Annotated in this window: 21 protein-coding genes; 12 read left to right on the top strand and 9 right to left on the bottom strand. The window is 73.4% G+C overall.

Annotated features, from left to right (window positions below; all coding sequences use genetic code 11):
- The first annotated feature begins 199 nt into the window (after nucleotides 1–199).
- Nucleotides 200–379, top strand: coding sequence for a hypothetical protein (locus ISU07_RS23505; protein WP_194709293.1), 180 nt, complete (start codon nucleotides 200–202; stop codon nucleotides 377–379).
- Here the strand turns inward: ISU07_RS23505 and ISU07_RS23500 are convergent.
- Both ISU07_RS23500 and ISU07_RS23495 read right to left on the bottom strand, forming a co-directional pair.
- Nucleotides 376–1,131, bottom strand: a complete 756-nt coding sequence (locus ISU07_RS23500) for a class I SAM-dependent methyltransferase (protein ID WP_194709292.1) — start codon at nucleotides 1,129–1,131, stop codon at nucleotides 376–378. The genes ISU07_RS23505 and ISU07_RS23500 overlap by 4 nt on opposite strands.
- Nucleotides 1,128–1,568, bottom strand: coding sequence for a pyridoxamine 5'-phosphate oxidase family protein (locus tag ISU07_RS23495; RefSeq protein ID WP_194709291.1), 441 nt, complete (start codon nucleotides 1,566–1,568; stop codon nucleotides 1,128–1,130). Before ISU07_RS23495 ends, ISU07_RS23500 begins: the two co-directional genes overlap by 4 nt.
- Before the next feature lie 31 nt (nucleotides 1,569–1,599).
- Between ISU07_RS23495 and ISU07_RS23490 the strand changes: the two genes are divergently transcribed.
- Nucleotides 1,600–2,058 carry a GNAT family N-acetyltransferase gene (locus ISU07_RS23490; protein ID WP_194709290.1) on the top strand — a complete coding sequence of 153 codons (459 nt, stop codon included), beginning with the start codon at nucleotides 1,600–1,602 and terminating at the stop codon, nucleotides 2,056–2,058.
- Here ISU07_RS23490 and ISU07_RS23485 read toward each other — a convergent pair.
- Complete coding sequence (locus tag ISU07_RS23485) at nucleotides 2,042–3,031, bottom strand: helix-turn-helix transcriptional regulator (RefSeq protein WP_194709289.1); 990 nt, start codon at nucleotides 3,029–3,031, stop codon at nucleotides 2,042–2,044. The genes ISU07_RS23490 and ISU07_RS23485 overlap by 17 nt on opposite strands.
- Before the next feature lie 52 nt (nucleotides 3,032–3,083).
- On the opposite strand from ISU07_RS23485, the gene ISU07_RS23480 reads away from it, so the two are divergent.
- From ISU07_RS23480 to ISU07_RS23465, 4 genes are read left to right on the top strand one after another with little or no spacing between them, the layout of a single operon-like run.
- Nucleotides 3,084–4,079 carry a hypothetical protein gene (locus tag ISU07_RS23480; RefSeq protein WP_194709288.1) on the top strand — a complete coding sequence of 332 codons (996 nt, stop codon included), beginning with the start codon at nucleotides 3,084–3,086 and terminating at the stop codon, nucleotides 4,077–4,079.
- Between the two features lie 25 nt (nucleotides 4,080–4,104).
- Nucleotides 4,105–4,683, top strand: coding sequence for a DUF5998 family protein (locus ISU07_RS23475; protein WP_194709287.1), 579 nt, complete (start codon nucleotides 4,105–4,107; stop codon nucleotides 4,681–4,683).
- Nucleotides 4,680–5,810, top strand: a complete 1,131-nt coding sequence (locus tag ISU07_RS23470; protein ID WP_194709286.1) for an alkaline phosphatase family protein — start codon at nucleotides 4,680–4,682, stop codon at nucleotides 5,808–5,810. Before ISU07_RS23475 ends, ISU07_RS23470 begins: the two co-directional genes overlap by 4 nt.
- Before the next feature lie 5 nt (nucleotides 5,811–5,815).
- Complete coding sequence (locus tag ISU07_RS23465; RefSeq protein WP_194709285.1) at nucleotides 5,816–6,151, top strand: hypothetical protein; 336 nt, start codon at nucleotides 5,816–5,818, stop codon at nucleotides 6,149–6,151.
- 116 nt (nucleotides 6,152–6,267) lie between these two features.
- On the opposite strand, the gene ISU07_RS23460 is transcribed toward ISU07_RS23465, so the two are convergent.
- Entirely contained in the window at nucleotides 6,268–6,930 is a 663-nt protein-coding gene (locus tag ISU07_RS23460) for a thymidine kinase (RefSeq protein ID WP_194709284.1), read from the bottom strand.
- Between the two features lie 45 nt (nucleotides 6,931–6,975).
- Between ISU07_RS23460 and ISU07_RS23455 the strand changes: the two genes are divergently transcribed.
- Nucleotides 6,976–7,848, top strand: coding sequence for a sulfurtransferase (locus tag ISU07_RS23455; RefSeq protein WP_194709283.1), 873 nt, complete (start codon nucleotides 6,976–6,978; stop codon nucleotides 7,846–7,848).
- Here ISU07_RS23455 and ISU07_RS23450 read toward each other — a convergent pair.
- Genes ISU07_RS23450 through ISU07_RS23440 form a run of 3 tightly spaced genes read right to left on the bottom strand, consistent with a single transcriptional unit; the run spans nucleotide 7,775 to nucleotide 10,557 of the window.
- Nucleotides 7,775–8,242 carry an MmcQ/YjbR family DNA-binding protein gene (locus ISU07_RS23450; RefSeq protein WP_194709282.1) on the bottom strand — a complete coding sequence of 156 codons (468 nt, stop codon included), beginning with the start codon at nucleotides 8,240–8,242 and terminating at the stop codon, nucleotides 7,775–7,777. The two genes, ISU07_RS23455 and ISU07_RS23450, sit on opposite strands and share 74 nt — an antisense overlap.
- Before the next feature lie 47 nt (nucleotides 8,243–8,289).
- Nucleotides 8,290–9,294 carry a septation protein SepH gene (gene sepH, locus ISU07_RS23445; RefSeq protein WP_194709281.1) on the bottom strand — a complete coding sequence of 335 codons (1,005 nt, stop codon included), beginning with the start codon at nucleotides 9,292–9,294 and terminating at the stop codon, nucleotides 8,290–8,292.
- A gap of 42 nt (nucleotides 9,295–9,336) precedes the next feature.
- Complete coding sequence (locus tag ISU07_RS23440; protein WP_194709280.1) at nucleotides 9,337–10,557, bottom strand: MFS transporter; 1,221 nt, start codon at nucleotides 10,555–10,557, stop codon at nucleotides 9,337–9,339.
- Nucleotides 10,558–10,622: 65 nt separating this feature from the next.
- Between ISU07_RS23440 and ISU07_RS23435 the strand changes: the two genes are divergently transcribed.
- The 3 genes from ISU07_RS23435 to ISU07_RS23425 all read left to right on the top strand — a co-directional run bounded on the left by ISU07_RS23435 (nucleotide 10,623) and on the right by ISU07_RS23425 (nucleotide 13,132).
- On the top strand, nucleotides 10,623–11,732 hold the full coding sequence (locus ISU07_RS23435; RefSeq protein ID WP_194709279.1) for a ferrochelatase: 1,110 nt from the start codon (nucleotides 10,623–10,625) through the stop codon (nucleotides 11,730–11,732).
- Between the two features lie 39 nt (nucleotides 11,733–11,771).
- Nucleotides 11,772–12,602, top strand: a complete 831-nt coding sequence (locus tag ISU07_RS23430) for an inositol monophosphatase family protein (protein ID WP_323742786.1) — start codon at nucleotides 11,772–11,774, stop codon at nucleotides 12,600–12,602.
- Between the two features lie 236 nt (nucleotides 12,603–12,838).
- Nucleotides 12,839–13,132, top strand: coding sequence for a DUF4193 domain-containing protein (locus ISU07_RS23425; RefSeq protein WP_194709278.1), 294 nt, complete (start codon nucleotides 12,839–12,841; stop codon nucleotides 13,130–13,132).
- Between the two features lie 175 nt (nucleotides 13,133–13,307).
- On the opposite strand, the gene ISU07_RS23420 is transcribed toward ISU07_RS23425, so the two are convergent.
- Nucleotides 13,308–13,616 (bottom strand): DUF4235 domain-containing protein, encoded by a 309-nt coding sequence (locus ISU07_RS23420; RefSeq protein ID WP_194709277.1) that lies wholly within the window; start codon nucleotides 13,614–13,616, stop codon nucleotides 13,308–13,310.
- A gap of 13 nt (nucleotides 13,617–13,629) precedes the next feature.
- Nucleotides 13,630–14,133, bottom strand: coding sequence for a DUF3093 domain-containing protein (locus ISU07_RS23415; protein WP_194709276.1), 504 nt, complete (start codon nucleotides 14,131–14,133; stop codon nucleotides 13,630–13,632).
- 23 nt (nucleotides 14,134–14,156) lie between these two features.
- Between ISU07_RS23415 and dut the strand changes: the two genes are divergently transcribed.
- Both dut and ISU07_RS23405 read left to right on the top strand, forming a co-directional pair.
- On the top strand, nucleotides 14,157–14,657 hold the full coding sequence (gene dut, locus ISU07_RS23410) for a dUTP diphosphatase (RefSeq protein ID WP_194709275.1): 501 nt from the start codon (nucleotides 14,157–14,159) through the stop codon (nucleotides 14,655–14,657).
- A complete protein-coding gene (locus ISU07_RS23405) occupies nucleotides 14,654–15,283 on the top strand; it encodes a DUF3710 domain-containing protein (RefSeq protein ID WP_323742785.1) in 630 nt (209 codons plus the stop codon). The genes dut and ISU07_RS23405 overlap by 4 nt, the downstream gene beginning before the upstream one ends.
- The last annotated feature ends 2 nt before the right edge of the window (nucleotides 15,284–15,285 follow it).

The following is a 15,285-nucleotide window of genomic DNA, read 5'->3' as shown; positions in this document are numbered from 1 at the left end:
AGCCACCACCGCGCGTGACGAAGCACGAGGCGCCCGCCCCGAATATCGGGACGGGCGCCTCACCCTGCCCCTTGACAGGACTGGCCTACATATCAGCGGAGAACAGGCTCCCGGCCGACGCGCACGACGCCGCGCTGCCGGTGGCGCCCGGTGACGTCGAGGCGCAGAATCGAGGTCCGACGGCAGGGAGGCCGGTGCCATGAACAACCTGAAGCGCTTCACCGTCTGCAAGCTGGCCGGGCACGACTGGGCGAAGGTCGCCTACCCGCCCTCACCGGACGGGGAGGCCTCCGGCACGTTCCTGCGGTGCAAGCGGTGCCAGAAGGAGAACCACGAGGCAGGCACCAGCGCCCGGGGTGGCGGCGGCATGATCGCCTAGACCGGCGGCCCCCCGCGCAGCACGGCGGTCAGCACGGGCAGCTCGAACACCCCGTGTGCGGTCGCGTCGTGGGTGGCGAGGTACGCCGCGACCCGGTCGAGAGTGGCGCGGCGCTCGTCCTCGGGCATCACCAGGATCCCGGCGTGCGTGCCGATCTTGGCCACGAGGGAGTCGGCGGTGTGGCGCTGGGGGTGCGCGAAGGTCCCCCGCTCGGCGCCGTCCGGCAGCAGGTGTGCCGTGGCGTCCGGCCAGCCGCCGAGCAGGTCGCGAGGTCCGACAGCCGCCTCGCCGCCCACCTCCGCGAGCCCGGCGACCCAGTCGACACGGTCGTCCATCACGTTCCACAGGCCCGCGAGCACGCCGCCCGGGGTGAGGACCCGGGCGATCTCGGGACCTGCGACCGTCATGTCGAACCAGTGCATCGCGTGCCCGGCCAGCACCGCGTCGACCGACCCGTCCGGGAGCGGGATGTCCTCGGCCGTGCCCTGACGGCTGTCGACGTCGGGCTGGGTACGCCGCAGCTCGGCCAGCATGTCCGGGTCCGGCTCGACGGCGATCACCGCGGCGCCGGTCCTGGCCAGCACGGCCGTGAGCTTGCCCGTCCCCGCCCCGAGGTCGAGCACGCGGTTTCCCGGCGCGGGCGCGAGCGCCCAGCGCACCGCGTCCTCGGCGTAGTCCGGCCGGTGCTCGGCGTAGGCCGCCGCGGCCGCCCCGAAGGACGACCGGAGCTGCTCCGGCGTCGCCCCGGTCACGAGACCACCTTCGAGGGTGCGACGAACACCGCGACGCGGCGTTCGGCCCGCATCACCCGGTCGTACTCGTCCCAGTCGTCGTGCGTCCCGCCCGCGGCGCCGAAGATCTCGCGGTACAGCACCCGCATCCGTTCGTCGTCGACACCGGACTCGGGGTCGTCGGGCCCGATCAGCGATGCCCGACCCTCGACCGAGACCCACTGCCAGCCGGCCCGGATCACGACCGCGATGGTGGCGTCCCGCCGGAGGTTGGCCAGCCGGTGCGCACGGGCCACCGACACGAACGCCACCGACTCGACACCGGTCGTCGGGTGCGCGAGCACCCCGGCGTTCACGACCGAGGTCTGCGGCGTCAGGTCGGGCCGTCGGGTGACCACGACGCTCAGGCCGTGGTCGAGAGGTACCAGCGCGGCGAAGCCGGCGAGGTCCGAGGTCATGCGGAGCGAGGGTAACGCCACACTGGGCAGGGTGAGGATCGAGGAGTACGACGGGGACCGTCGGGACCTGTTGTGGTCGTTCCGCCTGGCCGAGGACTCCGAGTCCTCGCTGGCCGGCTACCTGGACCGCGGCGTCGTCTGGGTCGCACGAGACGCGGACGGCTCGGTCGTCGGCCACCTCCAGGCGATCCCGGACACCGACGAGTGGGAGGTGCTGAACACGGCCGTGGCCGAGGACCGGCGTGGCGAGGGCATCGGACGGCTGATGCTCGAGGCGGCCGTGGACGCGGCCCGTGCGGCCGGGGTACGACGCGTCGTGCTGGCCACGGGCGCCGCGGACGTGGGCAACCTGCGCTTCTACCAGCGCTGCGGCTTCCGCATGGACCGCGTGGTGCGCGACGTGTTCACCCCCGAGGCCGGGTACCCCGAGGGGCTGGAGGTCGACGGCATCCCGCTCGTGGACCAGGGGTGGTTCAGCCTGGAGTGGTAGGGCCTGCCGACGCGTAGGTCGCCAGGATCGCCCGGGCCTTCGCGGCCATCAGCTCGCGCAGGCTGGCCGGCGCAACCACCTCGACGCCGCCGGCGTGGGGGAGCAGCTGACGGGCGGCCATCTCGTCGTACTCGATCGGGAGCCCGACGGTCGTCCAGCCGTCGGCGTCCGGGGCCACCCCCTCCGCAGCCCGGCGCAGTGCCGCGTCCGACAGGTCCGGCAGCGCGGCGACGAGACCCGGGGAGAGGCGCAGCACGGCGGTGCGGGAGAGGCGGCGGCGGTCGAAGGCGTCGAGGTGCTCGCGCCAGAAGTCGCCGAGCACGAAGTCCGCCGGCCGCTCGAACCGCTCGCCGGTCGTGGTCAGCCGCAGGATGTTGGAGACGCGGTAGGTGCGGACGGTGCCGTCGCAGGCGGCGGCGAGGTACCAGGTGCCGTTCTTCAGGACGAGGCCGTAGGGCTCCAACCGGCGCTCCACCTCGCGGGGCGCCTCCCAGCGCCGGTAGGCGACGTCGACGACGCGGTCCTCGAGGGCGGCGGTGGCGAGCGGGGCGAGGTACGCCGGCTGCTCGGCCGGGTGGTACCAGGCGGACGTGTCGAGGCTGAACCGGTCGCGGAGCCGGCCGGCCCGCACCCGCTGCGACGGACCGAGGGCGGCCAGCAGCTTGCGCTCGGCCGACGCCGCCTCGGCGCTCAGCCCGAGGTCGGCGGCCGGGCCGGGCAGGCCGACCACGAACAGCGACAGGGCCTCGTCCTCGGTCAGCCCGGTCAGGCGGGTGCGGTAGCCGTCGACCAGCCGGTAGCCGCCGGCGCGGCCCTGCTCGGCGTACACCGGGATGCCGGCGGCTGCGAGCGCCCCGACGTCGCGGTAGACGGTGCGCAGGGAGACCTCGAGCTCGCCGGCCAGCTCGCGCGCGGTCACGCGGGGCCGGGCCTGGAGCAGCATCAGGATCGAGACGAGGCGGCTGGAACGCATGCTCGGGACGGTAGATCAGAGCACCGACAATGACTGACACGAGATGTCATGGATGACGTCGACGCTGGGTGCCATGACCGACATCAGCAACGACTTCGACTTCCTCGCCGGCACCTGGGACGTGGAGCACGACCGTCCCCTCACCGATGACCTGACCGGTGGTCTGGTCGGGAGCCGGGCCGCGGCGTACCGGCTCCTCGACGGCGGCGTGAGCCTCGACGAGATCACCTTCCCGAGCTCGGGGTCGTCCGGCCTGTCGGTCCGCGTCTTCGTCCCCGAGCGCGGCGAGTGGGAGATCCGCTGGGTCAGCAGCCACGACGGTCTGGTCGGACCGCCGGTCGTGGGCTCGTTCGAGGACGGCCCCGACGGCCCGTCCTGCCGGCTGGTCGGCGACGAGCTGCCTCAGGACGGCAGGCCGACGCGGATGACCTACGAGTGGGACCGGATCACGCCGACGTCGGCGCGGTGGCAGCAGGCGTACTCCTTCGACGGCGAGCGCACGTGGGAGAAGAACTGGGAGTTGCGGTTCACCCGCACCGCGGACGGGCCGGAGCCGATGCCGCAGGACCACCTCCCGAAGCACACCTCGGACTTCGACTTCCTCACCGGCACCTGGCACGTCCAGCACCACAAGCTGCGCTCGCGGCTCACCGGCTGCGCGGACTGGGACGACTTCGAGTCGACGTTCGACGCGCGCACCCACCTCAACGGCCTGGTGAGCGTCGACGAGGGCGCACTGACCGGCGTCGACGGGGCGCCGTACCGCGGGATGACGTTCCGCACCTACGACGTCGCGGCCGGCGAGTGGCGACTGCACTGGTTCGACTCGCGGTCCCTCGGCTGGGACACCGCCCCGGTCCGCGGGCGGTTCGCGGACGGCGTGGGGGAGTTCGTCGCCGAGGACCGGCACGACGGCGTACCGATCCTCTGCCGGTTCCGCTGGACGGTGCACTCCCCGGAGAAGGCGGGATGGGAGCAGGCGTTCTCGACCGACGACGGGGCGACGTGGGAGGTCAACTGGGAGATGGTGGAGACGCGGATCGCCTGACGAGGGTGCGTGCCAGACTGGCCGCATGCGTACCCATGATCGCGACCGCGCGCTGGACCTGCGCGAGGCGATCCACCACACCGGCTACTACCCCGACGTCGTGGTCGACGGCGTCGCGGGCGCGGTGGCCGGCGAGGACGTCGTGTCCTTCTACGTCCACCACGAGCCGACGTTCGACCGCGACGAGATCCGGCGGCACCTCACCGTCGTCGTGCTGACGCCCAGCCGGCTGGTCGTGGCGCACACCGACGAGCACGAGGCGGACGACCTGATCCCCGAGCCCTACACCTCGACGTCGACCGAGGCGATCTCGCTGGCGTCGGTGCGGTCGGTGGTGGTGACCCGGATGGTCACCAACCCGACCTCCGGCCCGGCGCCGGCCGCCGAGGCCGTGGTGACGATCGGCTGGGGCGGCGTGAGCCGCATCGACCTCGAGCCGGCCGCCTGCCAGGACCCCGACTGCGAGGCCGACCACGGGTACACCGGCGTGCTCGCCTCCGACGACTTCTCGATCCGCGCCTCCGCGACCGCCGACGGCTCCGACGCCGTGGAGAGCCTGCTCGCGTTCGCGGCGTCGCTCTCGGCGCGCACCCAGACGGCGTGAGCGAACCGGGGTTCGTCGAGCCGGCGTACGGCTCGCGGTCCCTCGCCGACGTCGTCCCGGCCGTCGGCGCGGCCATCGGCGTGAAGGTCCGGCCCGACGTCGCCGAAGGAGCGCTCGACCTGCCCGAGGCCCCGGCGTACGTCGTGTTGCTCATCGACGGACTGGGGGCGCGGTTGCTGGAGAGGTACCCCGACGAGGCGCCGTACCTCTCCTCCCTCATGGCCACGCAGCAGCCCGGCACCGCCGGCGTGCCGACGACGACGGCCACCAGCCTGAGCTCGTTCGGCACGGGACTGCCTCCCGGTGCGCACGGACTGGTCGGGTTCACGTCCCGGATCCCCGGCACCGACCGGCTGCTCAACGCGCTGTTCTGGGACAAGAGCGTCGACCCGAAGCAGTGGCAGCCGCACGCGACGGCGTTCACGGGGCTGCGGCTCAACGGCGCGTCGGTGACGGTCGTCAACAAGCGCGAGTTCCGCGACAGCGGGCTGACCGTCGCCGCGCACCGCGGCGCCGACTTCGTGGGTGCCGACCGCGTCGGCGAGCGGATCGCCGCGGCGGTCGCGGCGTCCCGCGAGCGGCCGTCGCTGACCTACCTGTACGACGGCGACCTCGACTGGACCGGCCACCGCTACGGCGTCGACTCGGAGCCCTGGCTCCAGCAGCTGGTCATGGTCGACGCCCAGGCCGAGCAGCTCCGGGAGGCGCTGCCACCGGAGGTACGGCTGATGGTCGTCGCCGACCACGGCATGGTCGACTCGCCGTCGTCGCACCGCGTGGACGTCGACCGGGAGCCCGACCTGCGCGACGGGCTGGTGCTGATGGGCGGGGAGGCACGGTTCCGGCACCTGTACTGCCGCACCGGCGCGGACGCCACGGTCGCCGCGACGTGGACCGAGCTGCTCGGCGACCGGGCCGAGGTGCTCACCCGCGACGAGGCGATGATGCGAGGCTGGTTCGGGGCCGTCGAGCCCGCCGTCCTCCCGCGCATCGGCGACGTCCTGGTCGCCTGCCGCGGCGACCACGCCGTCGTCTCGACGGTCGACTTCGCCTACGAGTCCACGCTGGTCGGCCTGCACGGCTCGCTCACCGAGGACGAGATGCTCATCCCGATGCTGGTCGACTGACTAAGGTGGCCCACACCTCGCTCGTGCTCGAGGAGGTGCCGTTCGAGTCCTCGCTCCCGGGCTGCGAGACCGGGACGGTCGTCAACAGCGAGGACAGCATGGCGCAGTTCAACAACCACGGGGGCAGCTTCATCGGCACCAAGGAGTTCACCTGCGCCGGTGGCACGTCCGGCTTCGACCTGCGCTTGCGGGCGCGCTTCGGGGCTGGTGGCTCGACCGGCAGCTGGGTCGTCGCCGATGCCTGGGGCGCCTACGCCGGGATGAAGGGCAGCGGGTCGCTCGTCGGCGTCTCCGTCTCCGAGACCGAGATCGACGACATCTTCACCGGCACCGTCCGCTGAATCTCCGCTGGTCGAGGAGGTCGCGCAGCGACCGTCACGAGACCCGGTGAGGCGATCGCCCGCCGGGTACGGGGTCTCGTGACAGGCGCCAGGGCGCCTTCCTCGACCAGCGGTGCCTAGCCGAAGGGGAGGGGCTCGGCGGCGAGGGAGACGGCCTGGGCTCGGGCGGCGGTGAGGCGTCGGCGGTGGTGCTGGCGGCACAGCACCTCGTAGGCGACGTCGGCCGGGGGGTGGTCGAGGTCGGAAGGGTCGTCGACGTCGCCGACGACGATGACCTCGCCCTCGACGACCATCACGCCGTTCTCGGTGCGGGCGTTGTGGGTGGCGCGCTTGCCGCACCAGCACAGCGCCTCGACCTGGAGGACGTGCATCCGGTCGGCGAGCTCGACCAGCCGGGCCGAGCCGGGGAACAGCGTCGAGCGAAAGTCGGTGAGGATGCCGAACGCGAACACGTCGATCTGGAGCTCGTCCACCACGCGGGCCAGCTGGTCGATCTGCTCGGCGGTGTAGAACTGCGCCTCGTCGCACACCAGGTAGTCGATGCGGCCACCGTGGGTGAGCGTGTCCACGACGTACCGCCAGAAGCTGAACTCCGGGTCGACCTCGATCGCGTCGTGCTGGAGCCCGAGGCGGCTGGAGATGATCGACTCGCCGGCCCGGTCGTGGGTGGTGAAGATCCGGCCGTGCAGGCCGCGCGCGGCGTGGTTGTGGTTGGTCTGGAGCGCCAGGGTGCTCTTGCCGGAGTCCATCGTGCCGGTGAAGAACTGGAGCTCTGCCACGGGTCGTGATCCTGTCACACGGGTTCGACAGGCCAGGATGGTCCCATGACGACCTCCCCCCTCGTCTCCGCGCGCGACCTCGCCGCTCGCCTGGGGGCGGGCGGGCCGGTGACCCTGCTCGACGTCCGGTACCAGACCGGTGTCGCCGACGGTCGTCCGGCGTACCTCGCCGGCCATGTGCCGGGCTCGGTGTACGTCGACGTGGACGAGGACCTGGCCGCCCCGCCCGCCGGGCCCGGGGAGCCCGGAGGCCGGCACCCGCTGCCGTCGACCGAGGTCTTCGAGAAGGCGATGAGGCGGGCGGGTGTGTGGGCCGACCGGCCGGTGGTCGTGTACGACGACTGGGGCGGCCGGGCCGCGTCCCGGGCGTGGTGGCTGCTGAGGTACCACGGGCACCGCGACGTCCGGGTGCTCGACGGCGGCTGGGCCGCGTGGCTGGACGCCGGCGGCGCGACCGAGACCGGCGAGGTGACGCCGGAGCCCGGCGACTTCGAGGCCGACCCCGGTCACCTGCCGGTGGTGGACACCGAGGACGTGCCGCAGGTCGAGGTGCTGGTCGACGCCCGGGCGCACGAGCGGTACGCCGGCGAGCACGAGCCCATCGACCCGGTGGCCGGCCACGTGCCCGGCGCGGTCAACGTGCCGACCAACGAGAACCTCGGCCCGGACGGCCGGTTCAAGCACGCCGACGAGCTGCGCCGCACCTACGCCGCGGTGGGCGCGGTCGCCGGCGCCGACGTCGCGGCGTACTGCGGCTCGGGCGTCACCGCGTGCCACGACATCCTCGCCATGGCGGTCGCCCGCGTGCCGGCGGCCCTGTGGGCGGGGTCGTGGAGCGACTGGGTCAGCGACCGGACCCGGCCGATCGATCCGCCGGTCGATCCGCCGGTCGATCCGCCGGTCGAGCCACCAGCCTGACCAGCTTCTGCGGCGCCAGCCGGCAGTAGCTGTCGGTCACCAGCTCACGCACCTCCTGCCAGTCCACGTCGTCGTCGATGACCAGGCCGCCGACGTCGTGGCCCCAGCGCGCCTTGAAGTACCGCGGTCCCGACCGCACGATCGCCTCCAGCTCGTCGGGGTCGGCGCGGAACGTCAGCACGACGTGCGGGCCGTCGCTGCCGACGTGGTCGGAGTAGGCCTTCGGGCGGCCCGGCTCGACGCGGAGCACGTGCGCGAACGTGCGGCCGCGCACGCGCCACCGCTCCCCGACCCACGCCTCCTCCTGGTAGGCGTCGGGCAGCGCCACTGCGATCTCCGCCAGGCGCAGCACCCAGTCCTCGGGGACGAGCTCCTCGCTGGTCGTGCGACCCATGAAAGGGACGTTAGACGTCGGCTCCGACAGCGAGCGGAGGGAGCCGATCAGTCGTGCTTGCCCCCGCCGAACATGATCTCGTCCCAGCTCGGCACCGAGGCACGACCCTTGCGCTTGGCGCGGGCGGGCTCGCCCGGGGGCTCGTCGGCCCGGTGGTCGGCCCGGTGGTCAGCCCGGTGGTCGGGCTCGTCGTCCGCGCCCTCGTCCTCGACCACGCGGTCCAGCTCGGAGGTGCGGGTCAGCGGCTCCGGGTCGTCGAGGTAGGCCTCGACCGGCGCCTCGGCTCCCAGAGAGTCGTCAGCCAGGGAGTCGGCCAGGGCAGCGGACCCCTCCGGCTCGCTGACCCGGTCGATGGCGTCCTCGCCCAGGGGCAGCTCGTCGGGAGGGACGGCGGCCAGCCGGCGCCGCCGGGCCGAGGCCAGGTCGTCCTGGGGCGGGGTCGCGGCCGGGGAGGCCTGCGGGTCGGCCGGGCCGTCGCCGATCAGCCAGCGGGCGTCGTCGTCGTCGGCCGAGACGTAGTTGCCCGGCGCGTCGAAGGTGAACGCCGCCTCGCCGTCGCGGCCGCTGGCGGAGTACGCCGCGGTCAGGGTCCAGCGGCCGTCCTCGCGTCGCCAGGCGTCCCAGTCGACGCCGCCGGGGTCGACGTTCTGGGCGCGCAGGTGGCCGGAGACGGCGTCGCCGAGGGTGCGGCTGCCGGCAGGGGAGCCGGCCGGGCGCCGGATCGAGGCGCGCTGGGCCCGCTGCGCGACGTGCTCGCGCTCGGCGAGGACCGGCGCGGCGTACGGCATGATCTTCTCCACCGTCGTCTGGGCGGCGGCGGCCACCGTCTCGGGCGTCTCCCCGGCCCGGATGCGGGCCTGGATGTCGCGCGGTCTCAGGATGCTCTCCATCTTGATCTCCAACTGGCCGAGGCGGGCTCTGGCATCACTGTCGCCGCGCAGGGCGGCCCGGAGCTTGGCGTCGACGTCGAGGGTGAACTCCACCCCTGCGTCGCTCACGAGCAGCAGGCGCTTCCCGTCCTCGCTGAGTCCCGCGAGGGTGAGGTGCACCATCGGCTGTCTGCTCTCCTCTTCTCCAGTCCCGGTGCGCCGAGCCTACGCCTGCGGCGCCGCTCCGCCCGCCACCCCGGCCGGGTGTCGGGGCGCCACCCGCGGCAGTGTCTGGGCGGCCAGGGTCGCCACCAGGCCGGCCGCGGCGGAGACGAGGTACGCCGGGGAGGCACCCGCTGCATCCACCACGACGCCCGCGATGGCCGAGCCGGGGGCGAGCCCCGCGGCCAGACCGGTGTGCACGAACGCCATGCCCTCGGTCAGCCGCGCCGACGGCACGGTCTGCTCGATGTGGGACAGCGTGGCGATCAGGGACGGCGCGATCGCGAAACCCGCCAGGAACAGCATCAGGCCCATCAGCCAGATGGGGCCGACCAGCGCGAGCGGGGTCATGCCCAGTGCGAGCGCGGCCGTGCCGACCTTGAGCCGGAACGCCGTGCCGCGCCGCCAGTGGATCGCGCCGGTGACGAGCCCGGCGAGCAGGCTGCCCAGCGCCCAGAGCGCGAGCAGCACGCCGGTGACGCCTTCCTTCCCGGCCTCCTGGGCGAACGCGACGGTCGTCACCTCCGCGGACCCGAACAGCGCACCCAGCCCCAGCGCCACGACGGCGATCGGCACGACCGTGCGCCACGGCATCCGGGGCCGGTCCGCCGGCTCGCGCACGACGGGGTGGCCGGGCGGCTCGGTCGCCCGCTGCGTGGCCAGGAAGAGGGTGCCGCCGACGCCGGCGACCACGGCCGCGCCCAGACCGGCCACCGGGTCCCACGCCGTGGCCAGCGCCGTGACCAGTACCGGCCCCGCGATGAACACCGCCTCGTCCACGACGGACTCGAGGGCGTAGCCGGTCTGCACCTGCCGCGGTTCGTCGAGCACGTGGGACCAGCGCGCCCGCACGCACGTGCTGACCGGTGGCAGGGTGAGCCCGACCACGACGGCGAGCGCGAAGACGGCCCAGCGCGACCACTCGCCGTGCACCGCGGCGACGAGCAGCAGGAGCCCGGCGCCCCAGGTCAGGATGAGTGGTGGCAGCACCCGGGCCTGGCCGAGCCGGTCGATGTAGCGCCCCTGCAGGATCGAGGCGACGGCGTTGGCGATGGTCACGGTCCCGGCGACCGCACCGGCGTACCCGTAGCTGTCGCTGACCGCGACCACCAGCAGGACGATGCCCAGGCCCTCCATGGAGATGGGCAGCCGAGCGACCAGACCGGTCGCGCTGAAGAGGACGGCACCCGGCACGGCCAGGATGCGACGGTACGTCGTGAGCATGCTGCTCGCAGGCTAGGGGTGCGTGCCGACACCGGCCGCATCGACGTCGTCCCTACGATGGGCCCATGGCCGCCCCCGACGTCTCCCCGTACGACGCCCTGCTGCTGGTGTCGTTCGGCGGGCCCGAGGGTCCCGACGACGTCCTCCCCTTCCTGGAGAACGTCACCCGCGGCCGCGGCATCCCGAAGGAGAGGCTCGAGGAGGTCGGCGAGCACTACCACCTGTTCGGCGGCCGATCACCGATCAACGACCAGAACCGGGCCCTGCTGGCCGCGATCCGCGAAGACCTGGCCGGGGCGGACATCGACATCCCGGTCTACTGGGGCAACCGCAACTGGGACCCGTACCTCACCGAGGCGCTGCAGCAGATGAAGGACGACGGGGTGTCGCGGGCGGCGTGCTTCCTGACGTCGGCGTACTCGTCGTACTCCTCCTGCCGCCAGTACCGCGAGGACCTCGCCCGCGCCGCGGCCGAGGTCGGCGACGCGCCACGGCTGGACCGGCTGCGGGCCTACTTCAACCACCCGCGCTTCGTCGAGCCGATCGTGGACGCGACCCTGGCCGCGCTGGCCGAGCTGCCCGAGGACGTCCGCAACGGCGCGCACCTGGTGTTCGTGACGCACTCGATCCCGACCGACATGAACGAGCGCAGCGGTCCGTGGGGCCGGGCCTACCTCGGCCAGCACCGCTCCGCGGCCACCGTCGTCGCCGAACGGGTGCGCCAGGAGGTCGCCCGCAAGCACCCGTCGCGGCTGGTGTTCTGCTCGCGGTCGGGGCCGCCGCAGATGCCGTGGCTCGAGCCGGACATCAACGAGTACCTCGAGGAGCTGGCCAAGGACGGCGCCACCGCGGCCGTGATCGTGCCCATCGGCTTCGTCTCCGACCACATGGAGGTCATCTACGACCTCGACACCGAGGCCAAGGCGACCGCGGACCGGCTGTCGTTCCCGATCACCCGCGCGGCGACGCCGGGCATCGACCCGCGGTTCGTCGGGCTGCCCCGCGAGCTGCTGGTCGAGCGGGCCGCGACCGAGCGCGGCGAGGAGGTTCCTCGTGTCGCGGTCGGCGGGCTGATGGCGGCGCCGGACCTCTGCGCCGCGGGCTGCTGCCCCAACCCTCGGGGCGAGCTGCCCGTCGTGGGCGGCCCGCAGTCGCCGCCCCGGCTCGGCCGGTGACGCCCCGCTCGGTCAGGATGGTCCGGTGAGGATGGTCCCGTGAGCATCGACGGGTTCGACGGACAGCTGCGCGACCTCGCCCTCGAGGCGGCCCGCCAGGCGTCCGCCCTCATCAGGGAGCGGCGTACCCACGACGTCACCGTCGCCGACACCAAGACCAGCGACGTGGACGTCGTCACCCAGCCCGACCGCGAGAGCGAGGCGCTGATCCGGTCGATCATCACCTCGCGACGTCCCGACGACGAGGTGCTGGGCGAGGAGGAGGGCACGACCTCCGGCAGCTCCGGCGTGCGGTGGGTGGTCGATCCGATCGACGGCACGGTGAACTACTTGTACGGCCTGCCCGAGTACTCCGTCTCCATCGCGGCGGAGGTGGACGGCTCCGTCGTGGCCGGCGTCGTGGTCAACGCGGCGACAGGGGTCGAGTACGTCGCCACGGAAGGCGACGCGCGCCGGGACGGCGTACCCCTGTCGTGCCGTGGCCCCGCCCCGCTGCACCGCCGGCTGGTGATCACCGGCTTCTCCTACGAGGCCGGCAAGCGGGTCGTCCAGGCGCAGGCCGTGGCCCGGCTGCTGCCCGACGTACGCGACATCCGTCGGCTCGGCTCGTGCGCGCTGGACCTGTGCCACCTGGCCGAGGGGACCGCGGACGCGTACGTCGAGGAGGGCGTCCAGCTCTGGGACTACGCCGCCGGAGCGTTCATCGCGCGCCAGGCCGGAGTACGGACGGAGATGCACCCCGGGAGGTACGGGACACCTGCCCTGGTCGCCGCGCCGGAGCACGGGTTCGACGAGTTCCTGGCCGCCGTGACCGATGCGGGGTTCCTCTCGACCGGCGTCGCCCTTGAAAGCGGGCCGGACGCCCCGTAGACAGGGGCCGCACCTCGCGGGGCAGGGTCCCCGGACCGGGAATATCGCCGGGCCGGGCCGTGTTCGGACGCCGTTCGTGAGACACGGCACCTACCGCGTCGCGCGAGCCCCACGGCATGGTGCACAATCTGGCCCGCCGCGTACGCGGACACCCGACGACACATCCCCCGATCAGCGCAGATCATCACCCTGGCCGACCCCCAGGCCGTTCCCCACCACGAGTACGAGGACAACGCATGGCAACCGACTACGACGCCCCTCGCAAGAGCGAGGAGGACCAGTCAGAGGAGAGCATCGAAGAGCTCAAGGCGCGCCGGCACGACAAGAACTCCGGCAAGGTCGACGAGGACGAGGCGGAGGCCGCCGAGTCGTTCGAGCTGCCCGGTGCCGACCTCTCCCACGAGGAGCTGGCCGTCGAGGTGATGCCCCGCCAGGACGACGAGTTCACCTGCATGAGCTGCTTCCTGGTCCACCACCGCAGCCAGCTGGCCGACGAGAAGGCCCTGATCTGCCGCGACTGCGCTGCATAATCTTGGCTCGCTCCGCTCGCATGTCCGCGCGCTATGACCCTTGGTCTTCCTCCTCCGCTTGGCTCGCTGGCGCTCGCCTCCGCTCCCCCGTGCAGACCAAGGGACGCGCGCGGACGACGTAGGTGGTTGCGACCGCAAGCACCCGGCCCCCGGTCCTACGGGGGCCTTCGTGCTTTCAGGTGGAGGTGTTCGGGACGGCGTCGCCCTTCTGCAGCTGGGGCGGCAGCTGGCCCTTGGACTTGAGGTAGTACCCGGCGGCCTTGCGCTGGGCCAGCATGCGGGCGAGAGCGACGAACGTGCCGCTGACCGCGGCCCAGAGCACCGCCTCCCAGACGTCGACGTCGGGGTCGGCGGGGTTCTCGGGCGGGTTCTTGCCGGTGGCGGCGCGCCAGGAGGTGTTCAGCCCCTTCTTCGCGATCGCGGCCGCGGCGAGCGCGGACACCAGGGAGAACACCGTCCAGACCTTCGAGCCACCTTCAGCCATGCGGCCAGCCTAGTCAGGCGGGGGGCAGGGCCGCCTCACCCGGATGCCGGGAGACCGGGGCGTTGAGCGCCGCGGCGAGGGCGTCGGGGTGGCGGGAGCCGACCAGCCAGTACGGCGTGGGGTCGGCCGGGTCGTCGACCCGCACCTTGACCGCGCGCTTGAGGTACGGCCGGAGCAGCAGGTAGGCCCGGGCGTCCGCGTCGGCGCCCATCGCGGCCCGGGTGGCGTCAGGGTCCAGCGCCTCGGCGGGACCCAGGTGCTCCAGCCCGATCCGCGCCCGTCCGGCCTGGAACTCCCCGCCCACGACCGTGAGCCGCGCCGAGCCGTAGGACGCCAGGGCGAGCACCAGCAGGGCGCCGAGCGCGCCGGTCAGCACCCAGGGCAGGGCGCCCGGGATGGCCACCACGAACGCCAGCCAGAACGTCGCCAGCAGCATCACGCCCTGGGCCCACCACCGCAGCGGCACGCCCAGCCGCTCGGCGTACCCGGGGGCGGGCGCGGGGGCGGTCTCGGGCATGCCGCAAGGGTAGGGTCCGGGCCGTGCCAGACCCCCACCCGCACCTGGAGATCGCCGTGCTGCGGCTCGACGCCGAGCTGCCGCTGCCGGCGTACGCGCACCCCGGCGACGCCGGCGCCGATCTGCTGACCACCGTCGACATCACCCTCGAGCCAGGGGAGCGGGCCCTCGTGCCGACCGGCATCGCGCTGGCGCTGCCGCCCGGGTACGTCGCGCTCGTCCACCCGCGCTCCGGCCTGGCCGCCAAGCACGGGGTGTCGCTGGTGAACACCCCGGGCACGATCGACGCCGGCTACCGCGGCGAGGTCACGGTCCTCCTCATCAACCACGACCTCACCGAGCCGGTCCACCTGCGCCGCGGCGACCGGGTGGCGCAGCTCGTCGTGCAGCGGTTCGAGACGGTCCGCTTCGTGGAGGTCGAACGGCTGCCCGAGTCCTCGCGCGGGACCGGGGGCTACGGTTCTACCGGAGGCTTCGGCCCCCGTCCGGAGACGCCAGAGCCCCACCAGGAAGGACGCTCGTGAAGTTCCGCCGCAAGGTCACCGAGGACCCCCTCGACGACGACCTGGTCACCGATCTCGACGGTGACGAGGCGGGGGCCGCGACCGGCGCCGGTCCGATCGACGCCGAGGACCTCGACTCGACCGACGGCCGGGTCGACCTGGGTGCCCTGCTCCTGCTGCCCGTCGAGGGCACCGAGCTCCAGCTCCAGGTGGACGAGGCCTCGGGCGCGGTCCAGTCGGTGATGTTCGCGGGTCCCGAGGGTGCGCTCGAGCTCAAGGTGTTCGCGGCGCCCCGCAACGGCGACCTCTGGAATGAGGTGCGCCCGCAGATCGCCGCCGACCTGGGCAAGCGCGGCGGCACGGCCACCGAGCGGGAAGGCCGGTTCGGCACCGAGCTCGTCTGCCAGATGCCGGTGACGCTGCCCGACGGACAGCCGGGTCTCCAGCCCTCCCGGGTGATCGGCATCAACGGCTCGCGCTGGCTCCTGCGGGCCACGCTCCTGGGCCGCCCGGCCGTGGAGCCCGACGCCGGTACGGCGTTCGAGGACGCCCTGACCACCGTCGCCGTACGCCGGGGTGCGCACGCGATGCCCGTGGGCGACCCGCTGGCCCTCAGCCTGCCGCCCGACGCGCGGAGGAACGGCTGAGC

It is taken from the genome of Nocardioides islandensis, assembly GCF_015352455.1.
In the GTDB taxonomy this organism is placed as follows: Bacteria; Actinomycetota; Actinomycetes; order Propionibacteriales; family Nocardioidaceae; genus Nocardioides; species Nocardioides islandensis.
Note: the sequence above shows the minus strand (reverse complement) of the source record. Positions and strands in the feature narration are given on the sequence as shown.